Here is a 26167-nt window from a genome sequence, read left to right as displayed (position 1 = left end):
TAGCGCGGCAAGCTTGAAAGTGTCTGCTCCTCACACAAAAGTTTTGTGACCATCGAGAAGCCATCGCAAGGTCTCGCGCTTGCGTGTGCCGGGCTCTCGGTGTTAGCTGCTGCAGCATTTGACTGGATTTTCGCCGATGAGACTACCGCAGCGCGATCGCTACGAAGACCTTTACCGTGATTTCGCCTGGGAAATACCGGAGGATTTCAATATCGGCCGCGCGGTGAGCGACGAATGGGCGGCGCGGACGCCTGATCGCGTTTGCCTTGAGCACTTCAGCCCTGACGGCAATCATCTCTCCATGACCTACCGCGAGCTGGCCGACCGGTCGGCGTCGCTCGCCAATGCGCTGGTGTCTTTGGGGGTAACGAAAGGTGATCGGGTCGCCCTGCTCCTGCCGCAGTCGTTCGAGACCGTTATCGCCCATGTTGCGATCTACAAGATCGGCGCGATCGCACTGCCGTTGGCCTTGCTCTTCGGCGTCGAGGCGCTGGAATACCGGCTGCGGACCGCGGGCGCTTCCGTCGTCATCACCAACACATTCGGGCTCGACCGCATCAGTCATATCCGCGAGCGACTACCTGACCTTTCCGAAGTGATCTGCGTCGACGGCGATCGACAGGGCGTGCGATACTTTTCAGGGCTGCTCCAAAGCCATCCCCCGGTGTTCGAGGTCGCGAAAACCGCGCCCCACGATCCGGCGCTGATGATCTTCACGTCGGGAACGACCGGTCCGCCGAAGGGCGCGCTTCACGGTCATCAGGTGCTGGCGGGGCACATACCGGGCATGCAGTTTGCCCATGAGGGATTTCCGCAGGCCGGAGACAAGGTCTGGACACCTTCGGACTGGGCCTGGGCTGGCGGTTTGCTGAATGCGCTGCTGCCCAGCCTGTTGCTCGGTGTTCCCGTCGTCTCCTCGCCAGCGCAGAAATTCGATGCCGACATGGCTTATCGCATCATGGCCGAAATGAAGGTGCGCAACGGTTTCATTCCGCCGACGGCCTTGCGGCTACTGAAATCGGTGCCAGATCCACGTGCCAAATATGATCTCGTCTTGCGCACCATCGGCGCAGCGGGCGAGTCGCTCGGTGCCGAAACGCTGGAATGGGTCAAGCGGACGCTCGGGATTACGGTCAACGAGTTCTACGGCCAGACGGAGTGCAATTTCGTGCTTTCGTCGAGCGCCGCGATCGGAATCAGTCGTCCCGGCGCAATCGGACGCCCGGTGCCCGGGCATCGTGTGGCCATCGTCAGCGAAGCCGGCAAGGAGCTTCCTGTTGGCGAAGCTGGGCAGATTGCCATCCGCCGCCCGGATCCCGTGATGTTTCTCGGCTATTGGGACGACGTCGGGGCGACCGAGCGGAAGTTTGTCGGCGATTGGCTTCTGACAGGCGATATCGGGCGCCAGGATGCGGACGGCTACGTCACCTTCTTCGGGCGGGATGACGATGTCATCACCTCCTCAGGCTATCGGATCGGGCCAGCCGAAATCGAGGACTGCCTCATCGGCCATCCCGCCGTGCAGCTGGCCGCAGCCATCGGCAAGCCCGATCCCGTTCGCACCGAGATCGTCAAGGCCTATGTCGTGCTGGCGCCAGGATTCGAGCCAAGCCAACAGCTGGCGTCCGAGATCAGCGAATGGGTGAAGTTGCGGCTTTCGATGCACGAGTATCCGCGCGAAGTGGAATTTGTCCCGGAACTGCCGCTGACCACGACAGGCAAGGTCATCCGGCGCCTGCTCAGGGAGCGGGCCGCTGCCGGCTGACGGCTTTGGCGTGACCTGACGTCACTGGGGAGACTTTCCACGCCGGGCGAGTGACATGATCTTCTGTCGCAGCATCTTCGCGACGTTGCGGGTGCTGCTGTACATATGGAGCTGGGCGGCCACCTGGCGCACGTCCCGGTCGCCGTTCTGGTTCAGCCCGATTACCATCGTGCCCATCTCCTCCCGCTCCTTCCAGAAGCGATTGATCATCGGGTGATCGGGGATGGCGCAGGAGTCGGAACGAACGATGTTGGCGTCGTCAAGGTGCCATTCGGTCACCTCGCCCATCAGCAACTTGCCTGGCGAATAGCGCGCATAGGCTTCGTCGTAGGCCGTCTTCCAGGTGTAGGCCTCGCCGCCCATCATCAAGACCACCATCGAGGCGATTGCCTTGCCGTTGAGGTCGATCGTGTGGACACGAACGGCATCGACGGCGGCGAGGTTGGAAACCGCCTCTCGGGCAAAGGCGGTGTGGTAGCGATCGGTCACCAGCGCACTGCGCTTCTTGCCCTTCCAGCCGCCGGCCTCGAGCGCAAGGAACTCTTCGAAACGCGCGTGGACTTCACGCGCCTGGCGGGCGACGTTATAAACCACCGTGCCCAAGTCCTCGAGCAGACGCCATTGCCGCCGCATCTCCTTCAGATGCGACGAAGAAATCGCGTCGCGCAGATAGACGGTTGCTTCCTCGTCGCTCTGCAGCATGGCGCGCTGATAGGGATTGGCGATGGTGATCGGCAGGTTGCGGCCGATGGCGACCGCCCTTGCCATGCGGGCAAAGAGCCCGTTCAGCCTGACATCCGGCAGCACGAGAATTGGGGGCAGGCGCAGGTCCCGATGGGTCAGGCCGTCATAGAGATTGTCCAGCGTTTCGCCTGCATCCTCGGTATCGACCAGCGGCGTGCCGAGCGGTGCAAAGCCGTTCGACCAGACCCGTACGATCGAGGGGCCGACGGCGAAGCCGGGTTTTTCGATGGAGAACGGCATCAGGAAGCGCATCCGGCTTCGCGTGTCGCTCAGATCCCGCAACAGGGCGAAGTTAACCTCTCTATCATCCAGCCGCGGCATGGCCGGGGCGAGGAAGCGACCGGTGAAGAAGACATTCGGCTCCATCGCTCGGTTGGAGAGGAAATCGAGCTCTTCCTGCAGTTCGTAGCCGAGCTTGCCGGAATAGAGGCAGAGTTCACGGCCCGGACGGCCGACTTCAACGCGCGCATCCGGCCGTGGCATGTCGAAATCGAGAGCCGCTAGCTCGTGAACCATGCGGTTCGTCGTGACATCGGTCGTTTCAGTAGCTGGAGGAATGCGCACCATTATATCAGGCTTCCATGTCTGTTTTGGCCGGAGGCGTGGCAAATGCGAAAAGCATAATTCCAAGCGCGCGCCGGACGGCAAAATGCAGGAGGATGGCTTCGACGCCCATGGCCGAGGCCGTGGCGATCGCCGCACCCTCGATACCCAGTCTTGGGATGAGGAGCAGGTTGAGGCTGATGTTCGCTGCCAGCGCTCCGGCATAGAGCAGAACGCAGACGTTCTGCTTGCCAGCCATCATCAGCAGCGTTTCCGCCGGTCCGACCAGGGCTTTGGCGAGGATGCCCGCCAGCAGGATTGCCATCACGATATAGCCAGCGGTGAAAGTGCCGCCAAAGAGCGAGAGCAGAAAATGGCCGGCGGCGACAACGGCCAGGCCGATGGCGAGCGCGGGCCAGAAGGTCCATCGCGCGGCGTCGATCGCAGCAGCCGCGAGCTGCTCGCGTGTCCCCTCGGCGATGAGGCTTGAAAAGCGCGGACCGGATGCCGCCTTCACGGAGAAATTGATGAAGTGGACCAGCGCCATCGTCTTGGCGGCGGCGAAATAGATCGCGACGTCGTGCGGTTCGAGGAAGATGCCGACCACGACCACATCAGAATTGGTCAACAGGAAGCTGACCCCCTCGATAAGGAAGATTGGGAAGGCGACACCAAGCCAACCGAGAAAGTCGACCTCGCGCGGACCCTCTTGGTAATGGCGGCGCAGTCGCAAGAGCGTTGCGACGTATTGGCCGACGGTGGTGACATAGGTCGCGATGAGTGCGGCCTGCATCGCCGTCATCGCGGTGCGCGGCGCGCCAAGCCCGATCGCAGTCAGCATGAAAAGAATGATGAGGACCGGCCGTACGATGTAGGCAGGACTCAACGCCATGACAGGCCAGTGATTGGCCCGCGACGTGCCTTCGAGAATATCACCGAGGGCGATCATCGGCATGGCGACCAGTCCGAGGAAGATCGGGATGACATAATAACCCTCGATCCTGTCGCGGAAGAGATGCAGGGCGATCATGCCGATGACAAGAGCGGCCGTGCCGGAGAGCAATCCGAAGATGCGGGCGGTGCCGGTCAGTCCGCGGATCTTCTCAAAAGAGCCGGCCGCCTTGTATTGCGGCAGGAACCGCACGACGGCGGTGTGGAAGCCCAGGCAGGAAAGATCGCCGAAGAGGACGATCAGCACCCAGACGAATACAAAAATTCCGTACTCATATTCGCCCATGAGGCGGGCCAATACGATTTGCGACAGAAAGGCGAGGGCGGCGCTGACGATGCGGATGGAAAAGGCGGTCAGCGCCATGCGCTGAGCTGTAGCCTTATCGCCGCGCGCAGTCAGAGCGGTCACAAACGAGCGCAGCAGGCGACTTCCCGCCGGGCGCAGACCCGCAGGCAGCATCTTTTCCGCCGTCTCAATGACCGCCATCACAAACACGCAAAACTCTTCAGGCAAATCGTCGTCGAAGTCTTGGCAGAACGGCGTTAAGAAACGGTTGTGACACCGTCATTCGTGCCAACGGCTGGAACGCCAGAAATCAGCGGCCTGCATGGGAAAGCGCACGTTCGATCAGTCGGTCGAGAACCTCGGCATAGCTGACGCCACTGGCGGCCATGGCCTTGGCATACATGCTAATATTGGTGAAGCCGGGTATGGTGTTGAGTTCGTTGACGACGAAGGACATGTCGGGCGTGAGAAAGAAATCGACCCTCGCCATTCCATCGCAGCCGAGCGCTTTGAAGGCATTGGTCGCTGTGCGGCGCAGTTCTTCCCCGATCTCCTTCGGCAGTTGCGCGGGAACTCTGAGCGCTGCGCCATTCTCGTCGATATACTTGGCCTCGTAGCTATAAAAGCCGTGGGTTTCGGCGGGCACTATCTCGCCGGGCAGTGATACGAAGAGCGAACCATCGGCGTGTTCGAGCACGCTGAATTCAATCTCGCGGCCGGTGATGAATTCCTCTGCCAGCAGCTTGCGGTCGTGCCTGAAGCCTTCGGCGAGGGCGGCGGCGTAGCTGTCGGCGTCGGCTACCTTACTGACGCCGACGGAAGAGCCCTGGCGCGCGGGCTTGATGAAAAGCGGAAGGCCGAGTTTTTTTACAACATCAGCGAAGGGCAGCTCCGCGCCCTGTTCGATGCAGACGGCCTTCGCGACCGGTAGACCAGCCTCCTTCAACAGGCGCTTGGCGATATCCTTGTCGATGGCCGTTGCCGAGCCGAGGATGCCACAGCCTGCGAGCGGCACGCGGGCGACGGCGGCCAGTCCCTGTACCGATCCGTCCTCGCCGTGCATGCCATGCAGGACGGGAAACAGGATGTTGATCGGCGGAACTTCGTATGGAGCTGCATTCGCGGGAATGGCTAGCAGGCGGCCCCGACCGCCGGGCAGCAGCGTCAATTCCGGAGCGTCGCCGACGGTTGCTGCGGTCGACAGTTCCGTCTGCCGTGCCATCAGCAACCACCGCCCTTCCTTCGTCACGTAGATGGGAAGAACGTCGTAGCGGTCACGATCGAGCGCATTGACGACATTGGTTGCCGACAGGATTGAGACATCGTGCTCGGGCGAACGCCCGCCGAAGAGGACAGCGACCCGCAGGCGCGAGGCTGTGGGCCGGTCAGTTTCCGTAGAACGCGTGTTCGGCATGATGATTTTCTGCTCGGATGGGTCTGTTGAGGTTGTCAGAGAATGATGGCCACGCCGCGATTGGCGAAGAAGCGGTCGAAGGTTGGGAGCGGCAGTACGACGTCTGCCTGGCTTTGAGCGTCATGGCCGGATGGATTGTGGAAACGGATCGTTCCGGGCGATGCCGCCGTTACCAGTACGAGATGGCCGCCGCGCGACCGCGGCTCGCGATCCGGCCACCGGATCTGGCTGTTGACCGAGGCGATGAAGAATGTGTGCCTGCGAAGCAAATAGGGAATATCAGTGGTCGGCAGATTGGTGATCGTTTCGGCCTTGAGGCCGAAGGCCCGCCCGACGAAGGTGACGAACGGCGCATAGATCAATCCCTTGATCGATTGATCCGCCTCGTTGACGACGTACCCGCCAAAAGCAGTGCAGGCCCGTGCCAGGTCGATGGTCCGGTGCATCTCGCCGCGTGCGGCAAGTGCCATCTTCAGGCATGCCATGCCGCAGATATTGACCGCCCAGCGGGCATATTCTTCGACCGTCTCGGCGCCAGACTGGTGCCAGAGCGGATCGCTCAATAATGCAGACGAGCCGCTTTCAAGCACAGGCAGCGTCATCGACGCCGTTTCCCACTGGCTGAAATAGGGAACCGCTCGGGCGCAAGCGTTCATCTCTTCCTCGGCAATCAAAACGAATATGGTCGCAAACTCGGCGAACAAAGCGACAGTTCTGTGGCTGAAGTGTGCGCTGATTATTAAATCAGGAGTTGTGAAGGGGCTGGGCGCGAGCGACAACTGGGCGGACAAAAAAAACCTCGCGACGTTTCCGTCGCGAGGGCCTTGTTTCTAGCTTACCGGCCGGCTCAAGCCTGTGCGAAGGCGCCGTGGCAATGCTTGAACTTCTTGCCGGAGCCACAGGGGCAAGGCTCGTTGCGGCCGACATGACCCCAGGTCGAGGGGTCGGTCGGATTGCGGTTTTCCGGGGCGACAACCACTTCCGAGGCCAGGAACGCGGGCGCGAAATCGTCTTCGCCCGTATTCGGATCGAGGTGGTGAGCCTGCATGAACGGAGGTTCCGGCTCCGCAGGTGCCTGCTGCACGAGTTCGACGCGCATCAGCTGTGCGGTGACGGCTTCACGCAGGTTGTTCAGGAGCGAGGTGAAGAGCTCGAACGCTTCCGACTTGTATTCCTGCAGCGGATCGCGCTGTGCGTAGCCACGGAAGCCGATGACGGAGCGCAGGTGGTCGAGGTTGACGATATGCTCGCGCCACAGGTGGTCGAGCGTCTGCATGACGATCGAGCGCTCGACATAGTGCATGATGTCGTCGCCAAAGCGTTCGGCCTTTTCCGTGAAAGCCGCATTGGATGCTTCCGTCAGGCGCTCGCGAATGCTGTCCTCGCCGATACCTTCCTCCTTAACCCAGTCCTCAACCGGCAGATCGAGGTTGAGCAAGGCTGCTGTCCGCTCCTTCAGGCCAACGGCATCCCACTTCTCGGCATAGGCGCGCTCGGGGATGTGCTTCTCGACGAGATCGTCGATGACCTCGCGGCGCATGTCGGAGACGGTCTCGGAAATATTGGCCGCTTCCATCAACTCGAGGCGCTGTTCGAAGATCACCTTGCGCTGATCGTTCAGAACGTCGTCGTATTTCAGGAGGTTTTTGCGGATGTCGAAGTTGCGGGCTTCGACCTTCTTCTGCGCGCGCTCCAGAGCCTTGTTGATCCAGGGATGAACGATGGCTTCGCCCTCCTTGAGACCGAGCTTCTGCAGCATGCTATCCATGCGGTCGGAACCGAAGATGCGCATCAGGTCGTCCTGAAGCGACAGGTAGAACTTGGAACGGCCAGGGTCGCCCTGACGGCCGGAACGGCCGCGCAGCTGGTTGTCGATGCGGCGGCTCTCGTGGCGCTCGGTCGCGATGACATAAAGGCCACCGGCGGCAAGTGCCTGCTCCTTGAGCTGCTTGATCTCTTCGCGGATCCCTTCGATCTTTGCGTCGCGCTCGGGGCCGGGCTCGATCTCGCCAAGATCGCGTTCGACACGCATTTCAAGGTTGCCGCCGAGCTGAATGTCCGTACCGCGGCCCGCCATGTTGGTGGCGATCGTTACCGCACCCGGCACGCCGGCCTGCGCGACAATATACGCTTCCTGCTCGTGGTAGCGGGCGTTCAGGACCTGGAAGTCCTTGAAGCCCTGCTTGCGCATCATCTCGGCGAGCAGTTCCGACTTTTCGATCGAGGTCGTGCCGACGAGAACCGGCTGGCCGCGCTTCTGAGCGTCCGCGATCTCGGCAATGATAGCCTTGTATTTCTCTTCAAAGGTCCGATAGACCTCGTCGTCTTCGTCGGTACGCTTGATCGGCAGGTTGGTCGGCACTTCGACAACCTCGAGGCCGTAGATGTTGCCGAATTCTTCCGCTTCCGTCTGCGCCGTACCGGTCATGCCGGCGAGCTTGCCGTACATACGGAAGTAATTCTGGAAAGTGATCTGCGCCAGCGTCTGGTTTTCCGGCTGGATGGTCACCCTTTCCTTGGCTTCCAGAGCCTGGTGCTGGCCTTCCGAGTAGCGGCGGCCCGGCATCATGCGGCCGGTGAACTCGTCGATGATGACGATCTCGTCGTTGCGGACAATGTAGTCCTTGTCGCGCTGGAACAGCTTGTGGGCCTTGAGCGCGTTGTTGACGTGGTGGACGATCGCCACGTTCTCGATGTCGTAGAGCGACTGGCCCTTCAGCAGGCCAGCCTGGCGCAACAGGTTTTCCAGCTTCTCGGTGCCTTCTTCGGAGAAGTTGGCTGAGCGCTGCTTTTCGTCGATCTCGTAGTCGCCTTCGCTCAGTTGCGGAATGAAGGCGTCGATCGTGTTGTAGAGGTCGGAGCGGTCGTCCAGCGGACCGGAAATGATCAGCGGCGTGCGCGCTTCGTCGACGAGGATCGAGTCCACTTCGTCGACGATCGCGAAGTTGTGGCCGCGCTGGACCATCTGGTTCTTCTCGTACTTCATGTTATCGCGCAGATAGTCGAAGCCGAGTTCGTTGTTGGTCGCGTAAGTGATGTCGCAGTTATAGGCGGCAGCGCGCTCCTCGTCCGACAGGCCGTGGACGATGACGCCCGTGGTCAGGCCGAGGAAGCCATAGATCTTGCCCATGGTCGCGGCGTCGCGGCGGGCGAGGTAGTCGTTCACGGTGACAACGTGGACGCCCTTGCCGGCGAGTGCGTTCAAGTAGACCGGCAACGTGGCAACAAGCGTCTTGCCCTCACCGGTCTTCATTTCCGCGATGTCGCCGTCATGAAGGATCATGCCGCCGATCAGCTGTACGTCAAAAGGTCGCAGGCCGAGAACGCGGCGCGAAGCCTCGCGCACAACGGCGAACGCAGGCACAAGGATGTCGTCGAGCGTCTTGCCGTCTGCCAGCATCTTGCGGAATTCGACGGTCTGGGCAGCCAGCTGCTCGTCGCTCAAAGCCTTCGTCTTTTCTTCGATGGCGTTGATGGCTGCGACTTTCGGCTGGAAGGACCGCACGCGGCGATCATTGGCAGAGCCAAATATTTTGCGGGCTATACCGCCAAAGCTGACCATATGACTGGTCCTTTCTCAATAATATTCCCCGGCTTTTCTTATCCGCTGCCCGGCCGAATTTCAGGCACACGTCTCGAAACGCCAGGAAACTGTTCTGGACGCGAGGTTGCGTGACAGATAAGAGGGGGGTCGAATGATGTCAACGGATTTGGCTGATATACAAAGGCCACATTCCAGTGTTGATGGCTGTTTCAGGCTGAATTCACGAAGCTGAAGCCGGTGGGTGTAACTGTGAAGGGTTATTTGATGTTGAACTACAACAAAATCGCTGTGATGGCGTTCGCAACCTTCGTTGCGTTCCAGGCGCCGGTCCGTGCGGAAGACAAGCCGGATGCCGTCGTCGCCAAGGTCGGCGATGTCGAGATTCATCAGTCCGATCTCGATCTGGCCGTTGCCAATCTCGACCCGCAGCTCGCCCAGCTGCCGGACGACCAGAAGAAGATCGCCGCCCTGTCCGCCGCCATCGACGTCAAGCTGCTGGCGCTGGACGCAACGGCCGAAAAGCTCGACCAGAACGCCGAATTCAAGAAGCGCATGCAGTATCTCGCTGATCGCGAACTGCACAACGCCTACTTCAAGAAGCACGTCGTCGACACGGTGACCGACGCGGACGTCAAGGCGCGCTACGACAAGGAAGTCGCAGCACTTCCGAAGCAGGAAGAAGTTCACGCCCGCCACATTCTCGTGAAGACCGAGGACGAGGCCAAGGACGTCATCAAGCAGCTGGACGCCGGCAAGAGCTTCGCGGATCTGGCGAAGGAAAAGTCCACCGATCCGAACAAGGCTGACGGTGGCGATCTCGGCTATTTCACCAAGGGCCGCATGGTCAAGGAATTCGAAGAGGCCGCCTTCGCCCTTGACAAGGGCACCTACACCAAGACCCCCGTGAAGACCGATTTCGGCTATCACGTTATCCTGGTCGAAGATAAGCGCGACGCCGCTCCACCAGCCTTCGATCAGGTCAAGGACCAGGTTCGCCAGCTCGTCATGCGCGACAAGTACCTTGCGCTTCTCGCCTCTGCCAAGGAAAAGTCCAAGGTCGAGATCACCGACGAAGCGCTGCGCAAGGGCTATGACGACGCCAACAAGCAGCCGCAGCCGGGTGATGAACCCGCCGCGCAGCCGCAGCAGTAAAATCCAAAGTTTAGGGCCCGGTTCTTCCGGGCCCTTCACTATAGCAGTTGTCGTATTTCCGCAGGGCGAGCCGGCTTATACCTCGCCCTGAAAATCCTTCCAGCCACCAGGTCGAATTGCCATGTCCGGTTCCGTTTCTCCGCTCGCTCCGAAATCATATGCCAATGTGCCCGCCCTGAGCGGCGTGCGCATGGCCACTGCCTCAGCCGGCATCAAGTACAAGAACCGCACCGACGTACTGATGATGGTGTTCGACAAGCCGGCCGCAGTCGCGGGCGTTTTTACGCGCTCGAAGTGCCCTTCGGCGCCGGTCGATTTCTGCCGCGCAAACCTGCCGCATGGCACAGCACGCGCTGTCGTCGTCAATTCCGGCAATGCGAATGCTTTCACTGGTTTGAAGGGGCGCGACGCGACCGCCCTGACGGCAAAGTCGGCAGCGGCTGCCGTCGGTTGCGGCGAGAACGAGGTCTACCTCGCGTCGACCGGTGTCATCGGGGAACCGCTGGACGCGACGAAGTTCTCTGGCGTTCTCGACCAGATGCACAAGGATGCGACCGGTGACTTCTGGTTCGAGGCCGCCAAGGCGATCATGACCACAGACACCTATCCGAAGGTCGCCACCCGCAGTGCCGAGATCGGCGGCGTGAAGGTGACGATCAATGGCATTGCCAAGGGCGCCGGCATGATTGCGCCTGATATGGCGACCATGCTTTCCTTCGTGGTCACCGATGCCGATATTGCTCCCGCCGCCCTGCAATCGCTCCTATCCGCGGGCGTTGATCCGACGTTCAATTCGATGACGGTCGACAGCGATACCTCGACCTCTGATACGTTGATGCTGTTTGCCACCGGCGCGGCTGCCGAGGACGGTCAGGCTCGGGTCGAGAGCGCCGATGACGCCCGCCTTGCCTCGTTCCGCGCTGCGCTCAATGATCTTCTGAAGGATCTTGCCCTGCAGGTCGTGCGCGACGGCGAAGGTGCGACGAAGATGCTGGAGATCACGGTGACTGGGGCCGAAAGCGATGCCGCGGCCAAGAAGATCGCGCTGTCGATCGCCAATTCGCCGCTGGTCAAGACCGCGGCCGCCGGCGAGGACGCCAACTGGGGCCGTATTGTCATGGCCGTCGGCAAGTCCGGTGAAATGGCCGACCGCGATCGGCTGGCTATCTGGTTCGGCGATGTGCGTGTTGCCGTCAACGGCGAGCGCGACGCCGTATATTCCGAGCAAGCTGCAACCAACGTCATGAAAAAGCAGGATATTCCTGTGAAGGTCGACATCGGTCTTGGAAACGGCACCGCCACGGTCTGGACGTGCGACCTTACAAAGGAGTATGTCGCCATCAACGGTGACTACCGGAGCTGATTTTTCATTGACTGAAGCATTATCCAAGAAGGCAAATCTGCCACTCGTGCGCAGGCTGGAGGCTGTCGGCTTCCGGGCTTGGCCAGCCTCATCCGTGCAGTACGACGGCAGTTGGCAGATACGGCTGACGGCGGGGCATCCGTCCAATCGGCTGAATTCGATCGTGCCGCTCGATCCTTCAGATCACCGCGATGTCGAAATCCGTCTTGCCAAGGCAGGCCGCAAGTTCGAAGCCTATGGCCGCCCGGCAGTTCTGCGTCAGACGCCGCTCGCCTCGCCGGTATTGATCGACCTCGTGCGGGAACAGCAGTGGTCATCCTTCGACGAGACGATCGTCATGACCTGCGATCTTGCGCATGCGGAACTGCCGGATACGCTCGATCATCTGCCGACTCACGATATTGGCCGCTTCGTGGATGCCAATCTGGCAACCGACGGCGTCTCGTCCAAGCTCAAGCCGGCGCTCGCCGAAATCATCAATGCGATCAAGCCGCCGTCGGGCCTGTTCATGATCGAAGATGCGGAAACGGGGCCGCTTGCGACCGTTCTCTGCGTTCAGGACAACGACCTCGCCGGCATCATGTCGCTCTCCGTCGCCAAGGAGCGCCGCCGCGAGGGCCTTGGCATGGAAATCCTGACATCGGCCCTGCGCTGGGCCAGGATGCGCACCGCCCGTTCCGCCTGGTTGCAGGTGAAGGCGACGAACGCTCCGGCCCTGGCACTCTACGAACGGCTCGGCTTCCGTGAAGCCTACCGCTATTCCTACTGGCGGCAGGAGCCGTCACGATGAGCGAGGCAGCCCGAAACATCCTTCTCGTTGCCGCTTGTGCCCTGATCGATGCCGACGGGCGAATTCTGTTGGCGCAACGCCCCGAGGGAAAATCGCTTGCGGGGCTTTGGGAGTTTCCCGGTGGCAAAGTGGAGCCGGGCGAGACGCCGGAGGAATCATTGGTGCGCGAGCTTCACGAGGAGCTCGGGATCACGACCAAGGTCGCCTGCCTGGCGCCCCTGACTTTCGCGAGCCATACCTATGAGAAATTCCATCTGCTGATGCCGCTCTATGTCTGCCGGCGCTATGAAGGAATTCCGCACGGGAAAGAGGGGCAGGCGTTGAAATGGGTGAAGCCGCAAGCTCTGCGCGACTACCCGATGCCGCCCGCTGACGAGCCCCTGATCCCGATGTTGCAGGATTTACTTTAGGAACTTCTGATTATTATCCAGTAAGCGTCGAATTTGGGTGTGGATATTAATCGATCGTTTAACACCTTCTGCCAAATATCGGCCTCAATCAAGCAACTGGCGTGTGTGTAGAAGGCTTGACGCATGGACGACGATTTCTGGAAAGCTGTTAGAGAGAAAGAACAGGCCTCGACTGGCTCGAGCAGAACGGGAGTGCTGAATATTGCGCTGCTGTTTGGCACGGCCGTTGTTGCCCTGACTTTGATCTTGACGCCGATGCTTGCTGACAAGTCCAGGTCGAGCGTCTTTGCCAGCGCGCCGTCGGAATTCGATACGATGACAACGGGCTCGATACCGAAGACCGAGAACGGCAAACGCTACACGATCCGCCGCAGCGTGCTTCAGGAAACGCCGGGTTCTGTTTGCGTGGTTCAGGGTTACGGAAGCGGAGCTGGTTGCTGATACTGGCGTTGCTGCCGCGGCAGACGCAACGTGATGAAGGACTGCCGCTTTAGCGCCGAGGTTGGCATGCGACTAATAAGGGCATTTCTGGCAGACGTCCGTGGCGCGGCCGCGATCGAATACGGCCTGATTGCGGCCCTCATATCCGTGGCTCTCATCGGTGGAGCGCGGGCGCTTGGTGGCGATATCAACGGCCTTTTGAGCAATATCGCCAACCAGTTCCCGAACTGAGCCGATTTCTACTGCTTCAGCTTATGCTCCTCGACCTTCAACGCATCGGCGAGCCTCACCTTCGCCGATCCTGGGCGAAGCGGCTTCTGCTGGCTTTCGTGCGGTGCCCATCCCGAGACATAGATGATCGAGAAGGTTGCCCTGATCCGGCCGTCCGGATCGGCGTATCGCTCGGCATAGATTTCAGCCGCCCGTAGGAAGAAGGCGCGCGTCAGAGGTTTGCGGCTGCGCGCAAGAAGCGGATTGGTCATTCCCATCGCCCGCAGGTCTTTCATCAGCGGAAAGATCGAGTCGTAGCGGACCGTATAGGTCTCTGCATCGATCACGGGCAGGGCGAAACCGGCGCGCTGCATGAGACCGCCGACGTCGCGCACGTCGGCGAAAGGGATGACCCGTGGGCTCGCACCTCCGGTCATTTCGATTTCTGTCGCCAGCAGGATCTCGCGCAGCTCCTGCAATGTGCCCGATCCAGGGATCGCGGCAAGAAAGAGCCCATCGGGTTTCAAGGCGCGACGGATCTGGATGAAGACGCCCGGCGTGTCGTTGGTCAAGTGAAGGCTGAGCGGGGCCAGCACGAGGTTTGCCGACTGTGGCTCCAGGGGAACCTCTTCCAGAGCAGCCTCGATGATAGCCTCGCCCGCTTCCGCATAGGCGTGCTCGCTTTCGACCCGTGTCAGTTGCCTGACCTTGCCGGTTGCGATCGCAGCGCGGGCCGCAGCCCCGGTGGCGCCATGCAGCTCGACCGCATGTTCGAAGGTCCGTTCGACCACGGCAAGACGCTCGCCGAGTTCTTCCGCGGCGATATCGAGAAGGAAGGTCGCCTTAGGGTCATGGTGGAGACGGGCGCGATGCCGGTTTACTGCGATCCGGGCCTGGTCGAAGATCATATCCATGGCGCAGTGCATAGTCCCGCAGAACCGGTGCTGCAAGGCGATTTTCCTCGAAGGCGAAACGCGCTAAGCTTTCGCGAGAGGGTTGGGGCAGTGGGGCTTGGGAGACGACGATTGCCTATGAAGTTGGATGGGACGCTTCTAATGCGTCCCTTCGGGCGCTTGGTCGACCTTGTCTATCCGCCGGGATGCGTGGTTTGCGGCATCGCCACCGGTCGCCACAACGGCCTTTGTCCGACGTGCTGGTCCGGACTGCGCTTCATCGAACGGCCGTATTGCGAAATCCTCGGGATACCGTTCTCGCATGATCTCGGTTCCGGCATTCTCAGCGCCGAGGCGATTGCCAATCCGCCGCCGTTCGACCGGCTGCGGTCAGCCGCCTTTCATGACGAGCCGGTGCGCCAGTTGGTGCATGGCCTGAAATACCGCGACAGAACAGATCTCGCGCCAATGATGTCCGAATGGATGCTACGCGCGAGTGACGGGATGGTGGAGCGGTGTGACGCCATCCTGCCGGTACCGCTGCACCGAAGCCGCATGTTCTCGCGCAAATTCAACCAGGCTGCAGAGCTGGCGCGTCATCTGGCGCAGCGATCCGGAAGGGCGCTTCTGCCGGCAACGCTGATGCGCGTCAAACGCACCCGCCCTCAGGTGGGTCTCGGCGCAGAGGCGCGCGAGGAAAATGTTCGCGGTGTCTTTGCCATTGCCAAGGCGCGGGACAACGACGTCTTCGGCAAGCGGCTTGTCCTTGTCGATGATGTCTACACGACCGGTGCCACGGTTGCCGCGGCGGCAAAAGTACTGCGCAAGGCCGGAGCGACGGACATCACGGTTTTGACCTTTGCAAGGGCTCTTTCAGAAACTATATGACGAAAAGATAACCGTATTGTCTGGAGACCCCATGGCACCCGTGACCATTTATACGCGCCAAGCCTGCGGCTACTGCGCGCGCGCCAAATCGCTGCTGTCCGAAAAGGGCGTGGATTTCGTCGAGCACGATGCGACCTTTGTGCCGGAACTTCGCCAGGAAATGATCGGCAAGGCCAACGGCCGCACGACGTTCCCGCAGATTTTCATTGGCGAGCAGCACGTCGGCGGATGCGATGATCTCTATGCGCTGGATCGGGCCGGCGGGCTTGATCCTCTGCTTGCCGCGTAAGGAAGTGCGATGACGTTTACGGCTGCCGCCATCCAGATGTGCTCCGGCGTCGATCCCGAGAGGAACGCTGCCGCGATGGCGCGCCTCGTCCGCGACGCTGCGGGCCAGGGCGCGATCTATGTGCAGACACCTGAGATGACAGGCATGCTGCAGCGCGATCGTGCCGCTGCCAAGACACTGCTTCGCGACGAAACCAATGACGTCATCGTGCGGACGGGTTCGGAATTGGCCCGGGAGCTCGGCATCTTCATGCATGTGGGCTCGACCGCTATTGCGCTCGATGACGGCAAGCTTGCCAACCGCGGCTACCTCTTCGGGCCTGATGGCAAGATCCTTAATCGTTACGACAAGATCCATATGTTCGATGTCGATCTCGACAACGGCGAAAGCTGGCGCGAGAGCGCTGCCTACCGGCCGGGGTCCGAGGCGCGCGTGTTGTCGCTTCCCTTTGCTGAAATGGGCTTTGCGATCTGTTATGACGTTCGCTTCCCCACCCTTTTCCGCGCCCAGGCTGTTGCCGGCGCCGAAGTGATGACGGTGCCTGCTGCCTTCACGAAGCAGACCGGCGAAGCACATTGGGAAATCCTGCTTCGGGCACGCGCGATCGAGAATGGCGTTTTTGTGATTGCCGCTGCTCAGGCCGGGCGCCACGAGGACGGGCGTGAGACCTTTGGTCATTCGATGATCGTCGATCCCTGGGGCCGCGTTCTGGCTTCGGCCGGGCCGGAGGGCGAAGCCGTCATCCTTGCCGACATTGATACGGCGGCCGTCAAGTCAGCTCATGACAAGATTCCCAATCTGAAAAACGGCCGTGATTTCTCAATCGAGAGGGTTCCAGGGGCAGTCGCAGGAGGCGTGGCCGCTTGATCCGTTATTCGCTGCGTTGTGAAAATGCCCACGAATTCGAAGGCTGGTTTTCCGAAAGTGCCGATTTCGATCGCCAGATCGCATCAGGATTCCTGACCTGTCCCGCCTGCAACTCCGCATCCATCTCCAAGCTCCTGATGGCGCCTTCGGTTTCGACGGCGCGCAAGAAGGATGAATTGCAGACGCTGGCGATGGATACGATGCGGCGCGACGCGTTGCAGAAGCTGAAAGAGGCTGTTGCGACGATCAGGGCCAATTCCGAGGATGTCGGAACGCGGTTTCCCGAGGAGGCCCGCAAGATACATTACGGGGAAAGCGACGCCCGCGGCATCATCGGGCAGACCACGATGGATGAGGCCCAAGCGCTTTTGGACGAAGGCATCGAAATCGCGGCCCTGCCTGTTTTGCCCGACGATGTGAATTGAGCTAGTGCGCGCTGTAGGCGCCATCCACGAGATGGTAGCTGCCGGTGATGAAGCTTGCCTGCTCCGACAATAAGAAACAGACGAGAGCTGCCACTTCTTCGGGCGTGCCGCGCCGGCCCATCGGCTGCAGTGCTTCCATGCGACGGCTGCTCGCAATATCACGATGTTCCGATGAGAGTGGTGTCTCAATCCAGCCGGGACCGACCGCATTGATGCGGATTCCCAGGCGGGCATATTCTATCGCCGCCGCCTTTGTCAGTCCCACGACGCCGTGTTTAGCCGCCGTATAGGCGCATGCGATCGGCAGTGCGACGGCACCGAGCACGGAGGATACATTGACGATCGCACCGCCGCCGCGGGCCAGCATCGCTCCGATCTCGTATTTCATGCAGTAGAAAACGCTGTTGAGGTTGACGTCCATCAGCTTGTGCCAGTTGTCGAGCGGATAATCTCCCGTCGCCCTGCGCACGCCGTCGACGCCGGCATTGTTGACCGCAAGATGGAGGCCGCCGCAGGTTTCGGCGACCGTTTTGACCAGCTTTTCAACAGCTGCAGCATCGGTCACGTCGACCGCAAAATGGCGAGATTTGCCTCCTTTTTCGCGAATCTCCGTTGCAACCCGCTCCGCTGCTTCCACATTGATATCGGCGACGACAACTTCCGCGCCCTCCTCGGCCAACTGACGGGAGATGGCCGCGCCAATGCCTGAGCCGGCGCCGGTGACGATCGCTACTTTTCCTTCGAAACCAAGATTCATCGTTATTTGCTATCGCTCCCCTGCGACAAGGTCAATTCAAACGCGAACAGCTGCCAACCTCCCGGAAGCCCCGCGAAACGCGCCGGCGCCGCGGCGCGAAGCGTCTCAACCTAGCTTCGCGGCGCCCATTGCCGCAAGAGGCGCCCTCCGACACGGCGACATTATGAAGAACTTATACAACGACAGGGAGGTTTCTGCACAGAAGAGCGCTTGAGCGGTCCACCGATGACTTGGCCTGAATACAACAGGATGCTAAAGGAAAGCGATAGGGCTCACCATAATCAGCAGGTAACGATGGATAACGACCATATTACGCGCCGTGGCCTAGTCTTGGGCTGTGTGGCATTGATGACCTCTGGATGCACCACGGCGAGTTGGCCGATAGGGTCTCCCTTTTCTTCGAATGGCGTCAGCTACCGCAACCGGCGGCGTGAGGTTGCATATTCGGGCGGCGAGGCGCCGGGCAGTATCGTCGTCAACACCTACGAACGTTACCTCTACTACGTTGAGGACGAAGGCCGCGCGACACGCTATGGCGTGGCAGTCGGCGAGGAAGGTCTTACTCTGAAGGGCAATGCCGTTGTCGGGCGGAAGGCCGAGTGGCCATCGTGGACGCCGACCGCGAGCATGATCGAACGCAAGCCGCGTTTGGCGCAGTATGCTGGGGGCGTTCCCGGAGGGGAAAACAACCCTCTGGGCGCCGCGGCGCTTTATCTTTACCAAGGCGGGCGGGATACCTATTTCCGGATCCACGGAACGAACGAGCCCTGGCTGATCGGACAGGCCGTGTCGAATGGTTGCATCCGCATGACCAATGAAGACATCGTTCACCTCTACAGCCGGGCGCCCATTGGGACCGGCGTTTTGGTCGTATGATACTTACATTTTGTATCGATATTGCCACCCTCTGTTAGCTTTGCGCGTCGCCTGTGCGACGCGACGGCTAGGTGTGCCCTTTCTGCACTTGGCTTGTCGCTAATTTACCGCTATTAGTAGAATCGTTGCCTTCGATAACCTATTCCATGCTAACGGAGAGGAACTACTTGATGAGCAGAATCCTAATCATGTGCCTTGTTGCTTTGTTTTCCGTTTCGAGCCTGACGGCTTGCGGAGCAGTTGGTAAGGGCAAGGGCAAAGCCCCGCCACCGGTGGCAGAAGCCCCGATCACCAAGTAACATCTGACTTTTGAGTAAGGGGGAGGGACTTTGTGGCCCCTCCCCCAAATCGTTGTCGGAGCCAGGCTGCCTAATGCGCAAATGCGCAACCCTAGGCTGGCATTTCTGTTTGGGTGTCTGTGCTCTTCGATCTCGGAGATGAAGCGTAGCATGACGCTTGCTAAAGGCCACCTATCCCTCCTGATTCTCACCGCGCTCGCGCTCACATCCTGCCAATCTGACGACAAGCCACCGCAACCGAGGTACACCTCGAACGCCAGCGGTGCACAAGTCGCTAAAGCCTCCCAGCGCGAGGGGCAGTATTTCATCGAATTCCGTTCACGCTATGCGCTGACCTATGGCCATACCTATGCGGTGTTCGGACGCCTGAACAAGGCTGGCGGAATGATCAATCCGCAGGTCGCCGGGCTTGCGCCGGCTTCTCCCGACGCCGCGCCTTACGTACTCGGGCATTTCATCCCCGTTCCGGCGTCGACCGGGGCCACGGATGGCGATCTTGAAGAAGCCTATCGTTCGGCAAGCTGGCGCATCCTGCTCACCGAAGCGGAGTACAACAAGACCGTCGCTTACATTCGTGACCTGCAGGCCAAATCGAAGATGTGGCAGGCCACCGTCGACAATTGCAACAATTTCGTCGGCGAGATCGCAAGTTCCATGGGATACAAGACGCCTAGCATCTGGCTTCGTCCGCAAGAGTTCATTACAAAGCTCCGAGAGATGAATACGTGATGCGGAGCGAGCCGTCGGGTCGTTCGGCACCATAGATGGCAGGCGTAGAAGGGCTCCGGTGATCTGAATTGAGCGTCACTCTCATTGGCAAAATCGTGTGGGTGCTTGGCATCATCGCCTGGTATGCCATTCGCTATCCTTCGGAACGCCGCGCGAGGCGCACGAGGGTCGTCAGCGACCGGCGCTCCGGTGTGGAGGCGGCGGGTCTTACGGCTGCGTTGATAGGGCTTGCCTTTATTCCAGGCTTCTACGTCGCAACCGGAAAGCCAGCAGCCGCCGACTACCCTGCTCATCTGTGGGCAGTGATTCTCGGTGCTCTATTGTTTTTCACGGCCATGTGGGTCTTCCGCAGGACGCACAAGGCGCTTGGCCGCAACTGGTCGATCACGCTGCAGATCCGCGAGAAACACGAGCTGATTTCCCACGGCCCCTACGCGCTAGTCCGCCATCCGATGTACACCTCCTTTCTGCTGATGGCGCTTGGCCAGGCCTTTCTGCTCGCGAATTGGGTCGTTGGGCTGGCGGGCCTGATCGGCTTCGCAGTCCTGTTCTTTTTGCGGGTAGACAAGGAGGAGCGGATGATGCTGGAGATTTTCGGTCCCGAGTACCGCGCCTACATGGACCGGACGAAGCGAATTATCCCCTACATCTACTAGAGGACGCAGGATGCGGGGACGCGCCGTCAAGCTTTCGCCATCACGACGTCTGGTCGGAGACCTGATGCGGTTCTCGATCGGCGTGCCGCGCGTCACGGTGCAGCGGCAGATGAATCTCGCGCCGCTACAGCAAGCGAGGATGGCGCAGCAGAGCAAGACGTCCTGGACGGTGTTGTTCCTGAAGGGCTATGCCCTTCTCAGCCAGGACGTGGCGGAGTTGCGGCGTGCCTATGTCAAGCTGCCCCGGCCGCAACTCTACGAATATCCGGTCAGTGTCGCCTCCGTTGCGCATGAGCGCGAGCAGGAGGGCGAGCGAATCGTTCTGCTGAGCACGATCAAGGATCCGGAGCATCGGTCCATTGCCGAGATCGAGGGACATTTTCTTGCAGCCAGATCAAAGCCGATCCATGAGATCAAGGAATTCCGCAGGGCGCTGAAATTTGCGCGCGCACCCGGCCCGATCCGATGGCTCCTGATGTGGCTTGGGCTGAACCTTGGCCGTCAGCGCGGACGGCGCTTCGGCACATTCCAGCTGTCGGTCTATTCGGGCCTGGGGGCGGAGTCGTTGAACCCTCTAACGCCGCTGACCACCATTTTCAATTATGGCCCGATCTCCGAAGACGGAACGGTCACCGTGCGCATCCACTACGATCACCGGGTCATGGATGGCGCGAACGTTGCCCGTGCGCTCGTTCGCTTCGAAAGTATCCTGAATGGGGCGATTGCCGACGAAGTCCGCGGGATGGCTCCAGGCGAAGCGATCCCCGATGAGGCGGTGTCGGGGATGGCACCATGACAGACGAACAGCGTGAAGCATTGCGCCCCGCCGTCGTCGTGGTCGGTGGGTCCCGTGGCATCGGCCGGGCGATTGCCAAGGTGGCGGCCCGAGAAGGTGCGACGGTCGTCCTCGTTGCGCGGTCGCTGGATGGACTGGAGGCGGCTGCGGATGATGTGAAAACGGCAGGCGGCCCAGCATTCACCCTCTCGCTCGACCTGCTTGCGGCCGACGCATCGGCGCGGCTGAAGGACTTCCTTACGGCCAACGGCCTTGTTTGCGAGGTGCTGGTCAACAGCGCCGGCTATGGTTTGCGCGGTGCGGCAACGACACTGCCGATTGCCGACCAGCTTGGCATGGTCGACCTTAACATCCGGGCACTCACTGACCTGACCCTGCACTTCCTGCCGGGTATGGTGGCGCGTGGCCGCGGCGGCGTGCTCAATCTCGGCTCCATTGCGGGTTTCACGCCGGGTCCGAACATGGCGCTGTACTACGCCAGCAAGGCCTTCGTCCGCTCCTTCTCGGAGGCGCTGCATCAAGAGGTCAGATCAACCGGCGTGACGGTTACCTGCGTTGCGCCTGGGCCCGTTGCGACGGAGTTTCTGGAGCGGTCTGGTGCTGGTCGGGCGGCTCTGTTCAAGATCCTGCCCAAGCTCAGCTCGGACTATGTGGCCGAGCGCGCCTGGCGCGGGTTCAAAGCCGGACGCCGTCTGGTGATTCCAAGCCTTTCGGCGAAGCTGGTCGCCTTCGTGGCATCGTCGCTGCCATCGGCCGTGAAGGTGCCCTTGATCGGTCGCCTGCAACGGCGCAGTCGCGACCTGTGTCCATGCGGCTCGGGCAAGCCTTTCAAGGAGTGCTGTGGCTCGAGACAGGCGCGTCGAGGGGTCTGACCCTCGCGACCTCTATTAGCCAGGGCGTTTCGCCAGCATCATGTAGTTCACATCCATGTCCTTCGACAGATTCCACTGGTTTGACAGCGGATTGAAGAAGACGCCCGTGCGATCGATGATCGAAAGGCCATTGTCCGCAACCGGCTTTTCGATCTCTTCGGGACGGACCAGCTTCTCATATTGATGAGTGCCGCGCGGCAGCCACCGCAGGATATTTTCTGCCGCAAAGATGGCGAGCGCGGCGGCCTTCATCGTCCGGTTGATCGTTGCGACGAACATCAAGCCACCCGGGCGAACCATCTTTGCGCAGGTGCCCAGGAAGAAATCGACGTCGGCGACGTGTTCCACGACCTCCATGTTGAGAACGATGTCGAAGGTTTCGCCGGCCTCTGCAAGCTGTTCGGCCGTGACGGCACGGTAATCGACGGATACGCCTGAGGCTTTCGCATGGGTCGAAGCGATGCCGATGTTCTTTTCCGATGGATCTGCACCGACGACGCTGGCACCCATGCGGGCCACCGGCTCCGAGAGCAAACCGCCACCGCAGCCAATGTCGAGGACGCGAAGACCCTCTAGCGGCCTTGGGGAACGAACGTCGCGGCCGAAGTTTTCCGCTGCCTTATCGCGAATATAGGCGAGCCGCACGGGGTTGAACTTGTGCAGTGGCTTGAATTTACCGGTGGGGCTCCACCATTCGGCCGCCATCGCCGAAAAGCGGTCCACCTCTTCCTGGTCGATCGTGCTTTTTGCCGCTTCGCTCATGCTTTTGTCCTCGCATTCGTTCTGAGTGAAGTCGGACGAAGCTGTGAGGAAGTCAAGAGCTGACCGCGGGCGTGGTGTCGCAAGCAACTCCCGGTGAAGGCGAAAGCCGTACTCCCTACACCAAGAAGATGAGAAGACGTTAAAGTTAACAATATGCTAATATACTGACAGTTTATCGGGGGTCGACCATGTCTCGCTTCTGTGGTGCTGTCGCTGCAGGTGTCTTCTTTGCTTTATTCGGTCCGCTGCAGGCTTTCTCCGCCGAGCCGGTTGGGCAGGCAACACTGATTCGAACCGAGGTTTCAGGCGAGACCGGCCCGATGGTTGTGCGATCCCCCGTCCATAAGGACGAGCGCATCCGCACATCGCAGTCCGGCCTTGGACAATTCATCTTCAAGGATGGCACCAAACTGGCTGTCGGTGCGGGGTCGACGGTCGTGATCGACAAGTTCGTTTATGACGATTCGGCCTCCGTGAAGAGGCTTTCGATCAAGGCGGCGAAAGGCACGTTCCGCTGGATCAGCGGCAATTCAGCCTCGTCGGCCTACTCGATTGTAACTCCGGCCGGCACGATCGGGGTGCGCGGAACGGCGTTCGATTTCTACGTCGGCCCGAACGGTACGACGGCGATCGTGTTGTTGAACGGTGCCGCAAGTTTCTGCGGCCCAGGGGGCTGCAAGCAGTTGCGTCAGCAATGCGACTGCGTGGTCGCAACCCGCGGCGGCCGAATGACGGATCCGAGCAAGGTCGATCGCAGCACGCTGCAGACACTGAGTAATCCGCGAGCGTTGCCCTTCCTGTCCGGCGATCAGCAGCTTTCGGGCGCGCTCGGCGGCATTCGCACCAGTTGCGGGCTGGCGTCCCTGCGCCAGGACCGTCAGGACCGGCCCCGGCCGCAGCGGCAGGAGCGGCCGGCGCCGCAGGCACCCCAGGCGCCGCAGCAGGCGCCACAGGCACCTCAACCGTCCCAATTGCCGCAGACACCGCAACAGCCCCCGGACACGCCGGATCCACCCGACAAGCCGGACAAGCCTGATCACCATCACCACCACGACCGTGACCACCATCACGACTGGGATCACCATCGCGGTTGGGATCACTTCGGTCGAGGCCCTTTTGACCGCGACCGTGGGCGCAATTGGCGATGATGAGACCACGATCGCGATGGGTCGCGGTCGTAAGAGCCGCAATCAGGGTTCGAGGTGAAGCTTGGTTTCATGCGGCAGAGCCGCGCCAATACCGTCATCGTCATTGCCGGGACTGTCGCGGAAGTGGTCCGCCCGGCGCCCGAGGCGGCTATAGAATTGGGGCAGGGTCGCGGTTAGCTCGGCTGACTTGAGCTTGGCGATATTGAGCAGCTTGCGTGTCTCCGCCGAATGGGCGCGGAGCGCGGCGACAAGCTCCGTATGAATGCGATGCATCTCGGCAAATGCACTTGAACCGCGAACGTGCTCGCCACCGACAACGGCATAGAGGCGCGCCCGGCTGCTCTTGCCTTTCAGTCCGAGCAGGCCGGCGTCGAGGAGTGCGAAATGCGCCAGTTCGCCAGCCGTGGTTTCCGAGACGAGAATGTCGAAGCCAACTTCCTTGCAGGCGGATTCGATGCGCGCCGCGACGTTGACGGCGTCGCCGACGGCGGAATAGTTGAAGCGTGTTTCGGCCCCCATGTTGCCGACGCAGGCAAGTCCGGTGTGAATGCCGACGCCGATACCGACCTGATACTCCGGGCCGAAGCCGAAAGCATCGGATGCGTTGAGCGAAGCGAGCGTCTCACGCATGGCAAGGGCGGCGCGGACTGCCTTGGCAGGATGATTTTTGACGTCCACCGGGGCGTTCCAGAAGGCCATGATCGAGTCGCCGATGAATTTGTCGAGCGTCCCTTCATTGGCCGTCACGTGGCGGCTCAACGCATCGAGCAGCGTATTCAGGAAGCGGACGACTTCGGCTGGCTGCAGTCGTTCGCTGAGTTCGGTGAAGCCGCGCACGTCGACGAACATCACCGTCAGTTCGCGGTCGTCGCCGCCGAGCCGCATCGCATCGCGGCTGTGCTCGATCCGAAAGAGCAGCGAGGGTGAGAGATACTGCCCGAAGGCACGGCGGACTGCGCGCCGCTCGCGGTCGATAACGAGGATGCGGAATGAGGTGGCGGCGAAATGGGTGATTGAGCCGGCAATGATCGGCGCGAGCGGATCGAGCAACAGGCCCCAGGCGGAAAAGGCAAACCAGGAGGCCGCAAGCGCCAATGCCGTCAGGCATAGGCCGCAGGCAAGCGCCACAGCCGGGCTGACGAAGGTCGTCAGCACCACCAGGAGCGTACCCAGGATGGCAATCGCAAGAATTTCCAGTCCATCCGCCCAATCGGGCCGTGAGAGAAAGTGGCCGGTCAGGATCTGTTCGACGGTTTGGGCATGCATGGAAACACCAGGGACGTTCTGGCCGAGCGCCGTCGTGCGGATATCCTGCAGACCAGCGGAGGATGTGCCGACAAAGACGATGCTTCCTTCGATGGCGGCAGCGACCTGCGGATCGACGCCTTGTGGCGCCAGGATCTTGCCGGCGGAGATATAGCGTTGCGGGACATCAGGACTGATATACAGCCACAACTCACCGCTCGCAGTCACCGGTATGACGAACTCACCGATCTTGACCGATGTCAGTGTATCGGGAGCCTCGGGGGCGGCTGCCAACACATAGGTCGAAGCGCCCTGGGCGACACGCAGCGCCTCGATCGCCAGATTCGGATAGAGCTGCTCCCCATCCGTCAGAAAGAGCGGGACCTTGCGTACGACAGCGGAGGGATTGCCGGGATTGAGGCTGATGTGGCCGAGACCTGTCGCATTGAGCTGCAATTGCGGGCGTACCGGTGTCGCTGCGTCGAGCCGGGGCGGCGCGTTGACGGGGCTCTCGCCGGTGAAAGCGAAGCCTGCTTTGACCGGTGGCCGATAGTTACCCTCCGTCGTCAGGCCGAAGCCGAGCACCACGGGGCGTCCGGCGATCGCTTGGGCGAAAAGCTCGTCATTGTCGGGTAGTCGCCTCAGCAACGTCGGGTCGACGCCGGCGACATCGCGCATGACAGTGCGCGGCGAGAGACGGTCCGGTTCTGCAAACAGCACATCGAAGGCGATCGCGGCGGCTCCCAGATCGGACAGGCGCTCCACGAGAAGCGCCAGCCGGTCGCGCGGCCAGGGCCACTGGCCGAATTCCTTGAGCGAGGCCTCGTCGATATCGATGATGCGGACCGGTGTCGGCTCAAAGGCGCGCGGTGAGATCCGCTGATATTCATCAAATGTGACGTCGCGGATTTGCCGCAGCAGTGGTGGATCGCTTGCCCGCAGCATCGTGAACGCCACGACGATGGCGAGGCCAATAATAACGCCGATTTGCTGCGCACGCGTCATATGCAATCGGAGCCCTCGGGCCTGGAACCAAGTGGCGCCGGCGATAA

Annotated in this window: 27 protein-coding genes; 18 read left to right on the top strand and 9 right to left on the bottom strand. The window is 60.9% G+C overall.

Annotated elements, in window-relative coordinates:
- The first annotated feature begins 136 nt into the window (after positions 1-136).
- Positions 137-1765 carry an AMP-binding protein gene (locus AF71_RS10975; protein WP_018857839.1) on the top strand — a complete coding sequence of 543 codons (1629 nt, stop codon included), beginning with the start codon at positions 137-139 and terminating at the stop codon, positions 1763-1765.
- Positions 1766-1786: 21 nt separating this feature from the next.
- On the opposite strand, the gene AF71_RS10970 is transcribed toward AF71_RS10975, so the two are convergent.
- The 5 genes from AF71_RS10970 to secA all read right to left on the bottom strand — a co-directional run bounded on the left by AF71_RS10970 (position 1787) and on the right by secA (position 9265).
- A complete protein-coding gene (locus tag AF71_RS10970; protein ID WP_018857840.1) occupies positions 1787-3076 on the bottom strand; it encodes a GNAT family N-acetyltransferase in 1290 nt (429 codons plus the stop codon).
- 4 nt (positions 3077-3080) lie between these two features.
- Positions 3081-4490, bottom strand: a complete 1410-nt coding sequence (locus tag AF71_RS10965) for an oligosaccharide flippase family protein (protein ID WP_169681419.1) — start codon at positions 4488-4490, stop codon at positions 3081-3083.
- A gap of 109 nt (positions 4491-4599) precedes the next feature.
- Positions 4600-5703: a D-alanine--D-alanine ligase family protein gene (locus tag AF71_RS10960; RefSeq protein ID WP_169681336.1), complete on the bottom strand. Its 1104-nt coding sequence runs from the start codon at positions 5701-5703 to the stop codon at positions 4600-4602.
- Positions 5704-5738: 35 nt separating this feature from the next.
- A complete protein-coding gene (locus AF71_RS10955) occupies positions 5739-6359 on the bottom strand; it encodes a C39 family peptidase (protein ID WP_169681334.1) in 621 nt (206 codons plus the stop codon).
- A gap of 191 nt (positions 6360-6550) precedes the next feature.
- On the bottom strand, positions 6551-9265 hold the full coding sequence (gene secA, locus AF71_RS10950; RefSeq protein ID WP_018857844.1) for a preprotein translocase subunit SecA: 2715 nt from the start codon (positions 9263-9265) through the stop codon (positions 6551-6553).
- Positions 9266-9511: 246 nt separating this feature from the next.
- Between secA and AF71_RS10945 the strand changes: the two genes are divergently transcribed.
- The 6 genes from AF71_RS10945 to AF71_RS10920 all read left to right on the top strand — a co-directional run bounded on the left by AF71_RS10945 (position 9512) and on the right by AF71_RS10920 (position 13634).
- Positions 9512-10399, top strand: a complete 888-nt coding sequence (locus AF71_RS10945) for a peptidylprolyl isomerase (protein ID WP_018857845.1) — start codon at positions 9512-9514, stop codon at positions 10397-10399.
- Positions 10400-10520: 121 nt separating this feature from the next.
- Complete coding sequence (argJ, locus tag AF71_RS10940; RefSeq protein ID WP_169681332.1) at positions 10521-11762, top strand: bifunctional glutamate N-acetyltransferase/amino-acid acetyltransferase ArgJ; 1242 nt, start codon at positions 10521-10523, stop codon at positions 11760-11762.
- A 7-nt stretch (positions 11763-11769) separates the two neighbouring features.
- Entirely contained in the window at positions 11770-12552 is a 783-nt protein-coding gene (locus AF71_RS10935; protein ID WP_018857847.1) for a GNAT family N-acetyltransferase, read from the top strand.
- A complete protein-coding gene (mutT, locus tag AF71_RS10930; RefSeq protein WP_018857848.1) occupies positions 12549-12962 on the top strand; it encodes an 8-oxo-dGTP diphosphatase MutT in 414 nt (137 codons plus the stop codon). The genes AF71_RS10935 and mutT overlap by 4 nt, the downstream gene beginning before the upstream one ends.
- 123 nt (positions 12963-13085) lie before the next feature.
- Positions 13086-13403 (top strand): hypothetical protein, encoded by a 318-nt coding sequence (locus AF71_RS10925; protein WP_018857849.1) that lies wholly within the window; start codon positions 13086-13088, stop codon positions 13401-13403.
- Positions 13404-13469: 66 nt separating this feature from the next.
- On the top strand, positions 13470-13634 hold the full coding sequence (locus tag AF71_RS10920; RefSeq protein ID WP_025661651.1) for a Flp family type IVb pilin: 165 nt from the start codon (positions 13470-13472) through the stop codon (positions 13632-13634).
- An 8-nt stretch (positions 13635-13642) separates the two neighbouring features.
- Here AF71_RS10920 and AF71_RS10915 read toward each other — a convergent pair whose 3' ends face one another.
- The gene (locus AF71_RS10915; RefSeq protein ID WP_025661652.1) at positions 13643-14527 is read right to left on the bottom strand and encodes a methyltransferase domain-containing protein; all 885 of its coding nucleotides are present in this window, start codon (positions 14525-14527) and stop codon (positions 13643-13645) included.
- Between the two features lie 117 nt (positions 14528-14644).
- On the opposite strand from AF71_RS10915, the gene AF71_RS10910 reads away from it, so the two are divergent.
- Genes AF71_RS10910 through AF71_RS10895 form a run of 4 tightly spaced genes read left to right on the top strand, consistent with a single transcriptional unit; the run spans position 14645 to position 16975 of the window.
- Complete coding sequence (locus tag AF71_RS10910) at positions 14645-15394, top strand: ComF family protein (RefSeq protein WP_169681418.1); 750 nt, start codon at positions 14645-14647, stop codon at positions 15392-15394.
- A gap of 31 nt (positions 15395-15425) precedes the next feature.
- Complete coding sequence (gene grxC / locus AF71_RS10905) at positions 15426-15683, top strand: glutaredoxin 3 (protein WP_169681331.1); 258 nt, start codon at positions 15426-15428, stop codon at positions 15681-15683.
- A 9-nt stretch (positions 15684-15692) separates the two neighbouring features.
- The gene (locus AF71_RS10900) at positions 15693-16550 is read left to right on the top strand and encodes a carbon-nitrogen hydrolase family protein (RefSeq protein ID WP_169681329.1); all 858 of its coding nucleotides are present in this window, start codon (positions 15693-15695) and stop codon (positions 16548-16550) included.
- Entirely contained in the window at positions 16547-16975 is a 429-nt protein-coding gene (locus AF71_RS10895; protein WP_169681327.1) for a DUF1178 family protein, read from the top strand. Before AF71_RS10900 ends, AF71_RS10895 begins: the two co-directional genes overlap by 4 nt.
- Position 16976: 1 nt before the next feature.
- Here the strand turns inward: AF71_RS10895 and AF71_RS10890 are convergent, their stop codons facing one another.
- On the bottom strand, positions 16977-17732 hold the full coding sequence (locus AF71_RS10890; RefSeq protein WP_018857856.1) for an SDR family NAD(P)-dependent oxidoreductase: 756 nt from the start codon (positions 17730-17732) through the stop codon (positions 16977-16979).
- 294 nt (positions 17733-18026) lie between these two features.
- Between AF71_RS10890 and AF71_RS10885 the strand changes: the two genes are divergently transcribed.
- The 6 genes from AF71_RS10885 (at position 18027) to AF71_RS10860 (ending at position 21960) form a co-directional block, all read left to right on the top strand.
- Complete coding sequence (locus AF71_RS10885; protein ID WP_018857857.1) at positions 18027-18608, top strand: L,D-transpeptidase; 582 nt, start codon at positions 18027-18029, stop codon at positions 18606-18608.
- A 170-nt stretch (positions 18609-18778) separates the two neighbouring features.
- Positions 18779-18907, top strand: coding sequence for a hypothetical protein (locus tag AF71_RS10880; RefSeq protein WP_037075964.1), 129 nt, complete (start codon positions 18779-18781; stop codon positions 18905-18907).
- Between the two features lie 150 nt (positions 18908-19057).
- Positions 19058-19636 (top strand): hypothetical protein, encoded by a 579-nt coding sequence (locus AF71_RS10875; protein WP_018857858.1) that lies wholly within the window; start codon positions 19058-19060, stop codon positions 19634-19636.
- A 68-nt stretch (positions 19637-19704) separates the two neighbouring features.
- Complete coding sequence (locus tag AF71_RS10870) at positions 19705-20292, top strand: protein-S-isoprenylcysteine O-methyltransferase (protein ID WP_026371855.1); 588 nt, start codon at positions 19705-19707, stop codon at positions 20290-20292.
- A gap of 10 nt (positions 20293-20302) precedes the next feature.
- Positions 20303-21088: a hypothetical protein gene (locus AF71_RS10865; RefSeq protein ID WP_169681325.1), complete on the top strand. Its 786-nt coding sequence runs from the start codon at positions 20303-20305 to the stop codon at positions 21086-21088.
- A complete protein-coding gene (locus AF71_RS10860) occupies positions 21085-21960 on the top strand; it encodes an SDR family NAD(P)-dependent oxidoreductase (RefSeq protein WP_113471538.1) in 876 nt (291 codons plus the stop codon). The genes AF71_RS10865 and AF71_RS10860 overlap by 4 nt, the downstream gene beginning before the upstream one ends.
- Positions 21961-21975: 15 nt before the next feature.
- Here AF71_RS10860 and ubiG read toward each other — a convergent pair whose 3' ends face one another.
- Positions 21976-22722 carry a bifunctional 2-polyprenyl-6-hydroxyphenol methylase/3-demethylubiquinol 3-O-methyltransferase UbiG gene (gene ubiG / locus AF71_RS10855; RefSeq protein ID WP_018857862.1) on the bottom strand — a complete coding sequence of 249 codons (747 nt, stop codon included), beginning with the start codon at positions 22720-22722 and terminating at the stop codon, positions 21976-21978.
- Positions 22723-22910: 188 nt separating this feature from the next.
- Here ubiG and AF71_RS10850 point away from each other — a divergent pair, with 188 nt between their 5' ends.
- The gene (locus AF71_RS10850) at positions 22911-23870 is read left to right on the top strand and encodes a FecR domain-containing protein (protein ID WP_018857863.1); all 960 of its coding nucleotides are present in this window, start codon (positions 22911-22913) and stop codon (positions 23868-23870) included.
- 42 nt (positions 23871-23912) lie between these two features.
- On the opposite strand, the gene AF71_RS10845 is transcribed toward AF71_RS10850, so the two are convergent.
- Complete coding sequence (locus tag AF71_RS10845; protein WP_169681323.1) at positions 23913-26120, bottom strand: adenylate/guanylate cyclase domain-containing protein; 2208 nt, start codon at positions 26118-26120, stop codon at positions 23913-23915.
- Between the last annotated feature and the right edge of the window lie 47 nt (positions 26121-26167).

It is taken from the genome of Rhizobium sp. 57MFTsu3.2, assembly GCF_012932765.1.
In the GTDB taxonomy this organism is placed as follows: domain Bacteria; phylum Pseudomonadota; class Alphaproteobacteria; order Rhizobiales; family Rhizobiaceae; genus Rhizobium; species Rhizobium altiplani.
This window is presented reverse-complemented; position numbering and strand designations above follow the sequence as displayed.

Coding starts and splice junctions, on each gene's coding strand:
- grxC (WP_169681331.1), top strand. CDS start 15,426: ATGGCACCCGTGACCATTTATACGCGCCAAGCCTGCGGCTACTGCGCG.
- secA (WP_018857844.1), bottom strand. CDS start 9,265: ATGGTCAGCTTTGGCGGTATAGCCCGCAAAATATTTGGCTCTGCCAAT.
- AF71_RS10955 (WP_169681334.1), bottom strand. CDS start 6,359: ATGAACGCTTGCGCCCGAGCGGTTCCCTATTTCAGCCAGTGGGAAACG.
- AF71_RS10975 (WP_018857839.1), top strand. CDS start 137: ATGAGACTACCGCAGCGCGATCGCTACGAAGACCTTTACCGTGATTTC.
- AF71_RS10880 (WP_037075964.1), top strand. CDS start 18,779: ATGAGCAGAATCCTAATCATGTGCCTTGTTGCTTTGTTTTCCGTTTCG.
- AF71_RS10945 (WP_018857845.1), top strand. CDS start 9,512: ATGTTGAACTACAACAAAATCGCTGTGATGGCGTTCGCAACCTTCGTT.
- argJ (WP_169681332.1), top strand. CDS start 10,521: ATGTCCGGTTCCGTTTCTCCGCTCGCTCCGAAATCATATGCCAATGTG.
- AF71_RS10860 (WP_113471538.1), top strand. CDS start 21,085: ATGACAGACGAACAGCGTGAAGCATTGCGCCCCGCCGTCGTCGTGGTC.
- AF71_RS10925 (WP_018857849.1), top strand. CDS start 13,086: ATGGACGACGATTTCTGGAAAGCTGTTAGAGAGAAAGAACAGGCCTCG.
- AF71_RS10890 (WP_018857856.1), bottom strand. CDS start 17,732: ATGAATCTTGGTTTCGAAGGAAAAGTAGCGATCGTCACCGGCGCCGGC.
- AF71_RS10965 (WP_169681419.1), bottom strand. CDS start 4,490: ATGGCGGTCATTGAGACGGCGGAAAAGATGCTGCCTGCGGGTCTGCGC.
- AF71_RS10960 (WP_169681336.1), bottom strand. CDS start 5,703: ATGCCGAACACGCGTTCTACGGAAACTGACCGGCCCACAGCCTCGCGC.
- AF71_RS10885 (WP_018857857.1), top strand. CDS start 18,027: ATGGATAACGACCATATTACGCGCCGTGGCCTAGTCTTGGGCTGTGTG.
- AF71_RS10875 (WP_018857858.1), top strand. CDS start 19,058: ATGACGCTTGCTAAAGGCCACCTATCCCTCCTGATTCTCACCGCGCTC.
- ubiG (WP_018857862.1), bottom strand. CDS start 22,722: ATGAGCGAAGCGGCAAAAAGCACGATCGACCAGGAAGAGGTGGACCGC.
- mutT (WP_018857848.1), top strand. CDS start 12,549: ATGAGCGAGGCAGCCCGAAACATCCTTCTCGTTGCCGCTTGTGCCCTG.
- AF71_RS10910 (WP_169681418.1), top strand. CDS start 14,645: ATGAAGTTGGATGGGACGCTTCTAATGCGTCCCTTCGGGCGCTTGGTC.
- AF71_RS10850 (WP_018857863.1), top strand. CDS start 22,911: ATGTCTCGCTTCTGTGGTGCTGTCGCTGCAGGTGTCTTCTTTGCTTTA.
- AF71_RS10915 (WP_025661652.1), bottom strand. CDS start 14,527: ATGGATATGATCTTCGACCAGGCCCGGATCGCAGTAAACCGGCATCGC.
- AF71_RS10845 (WP_169681323.1), bottom strand. CDS start 26,120: ATGACGCGTGCGCAGCAAATCGGCGTTATTATTGGCCTCGCCATCGTC.
- AF71_RS10865 (WP_169681325.1), top strand. CDS start 20,303: ATGCGGGGACGCGCCGTCAAGCTTTCGCCATCACGACGTCTGGTCGGA.
- AF71_RS10920 (WP_025661651.1), top strand. CDS start 13,470: ATGCGACTAATAAGGGCATTTCTGGCAGACGTCCGTGGCGCGGCCGCG.
- AF71_RS10900 (WP_169681329.1), top strand. CDS start 15,693: ATGACGTTTACGGCTGCCGCCATCCAGATGTGCTCCGGCGTCGATCCC.
- AF71_RS10970 (WP_018857840.1), bottom strand. CDS start 3,076: ATGGTGCGCATTCCTCCAGCTACTGAAACGACCGATGTCACGACGAAC.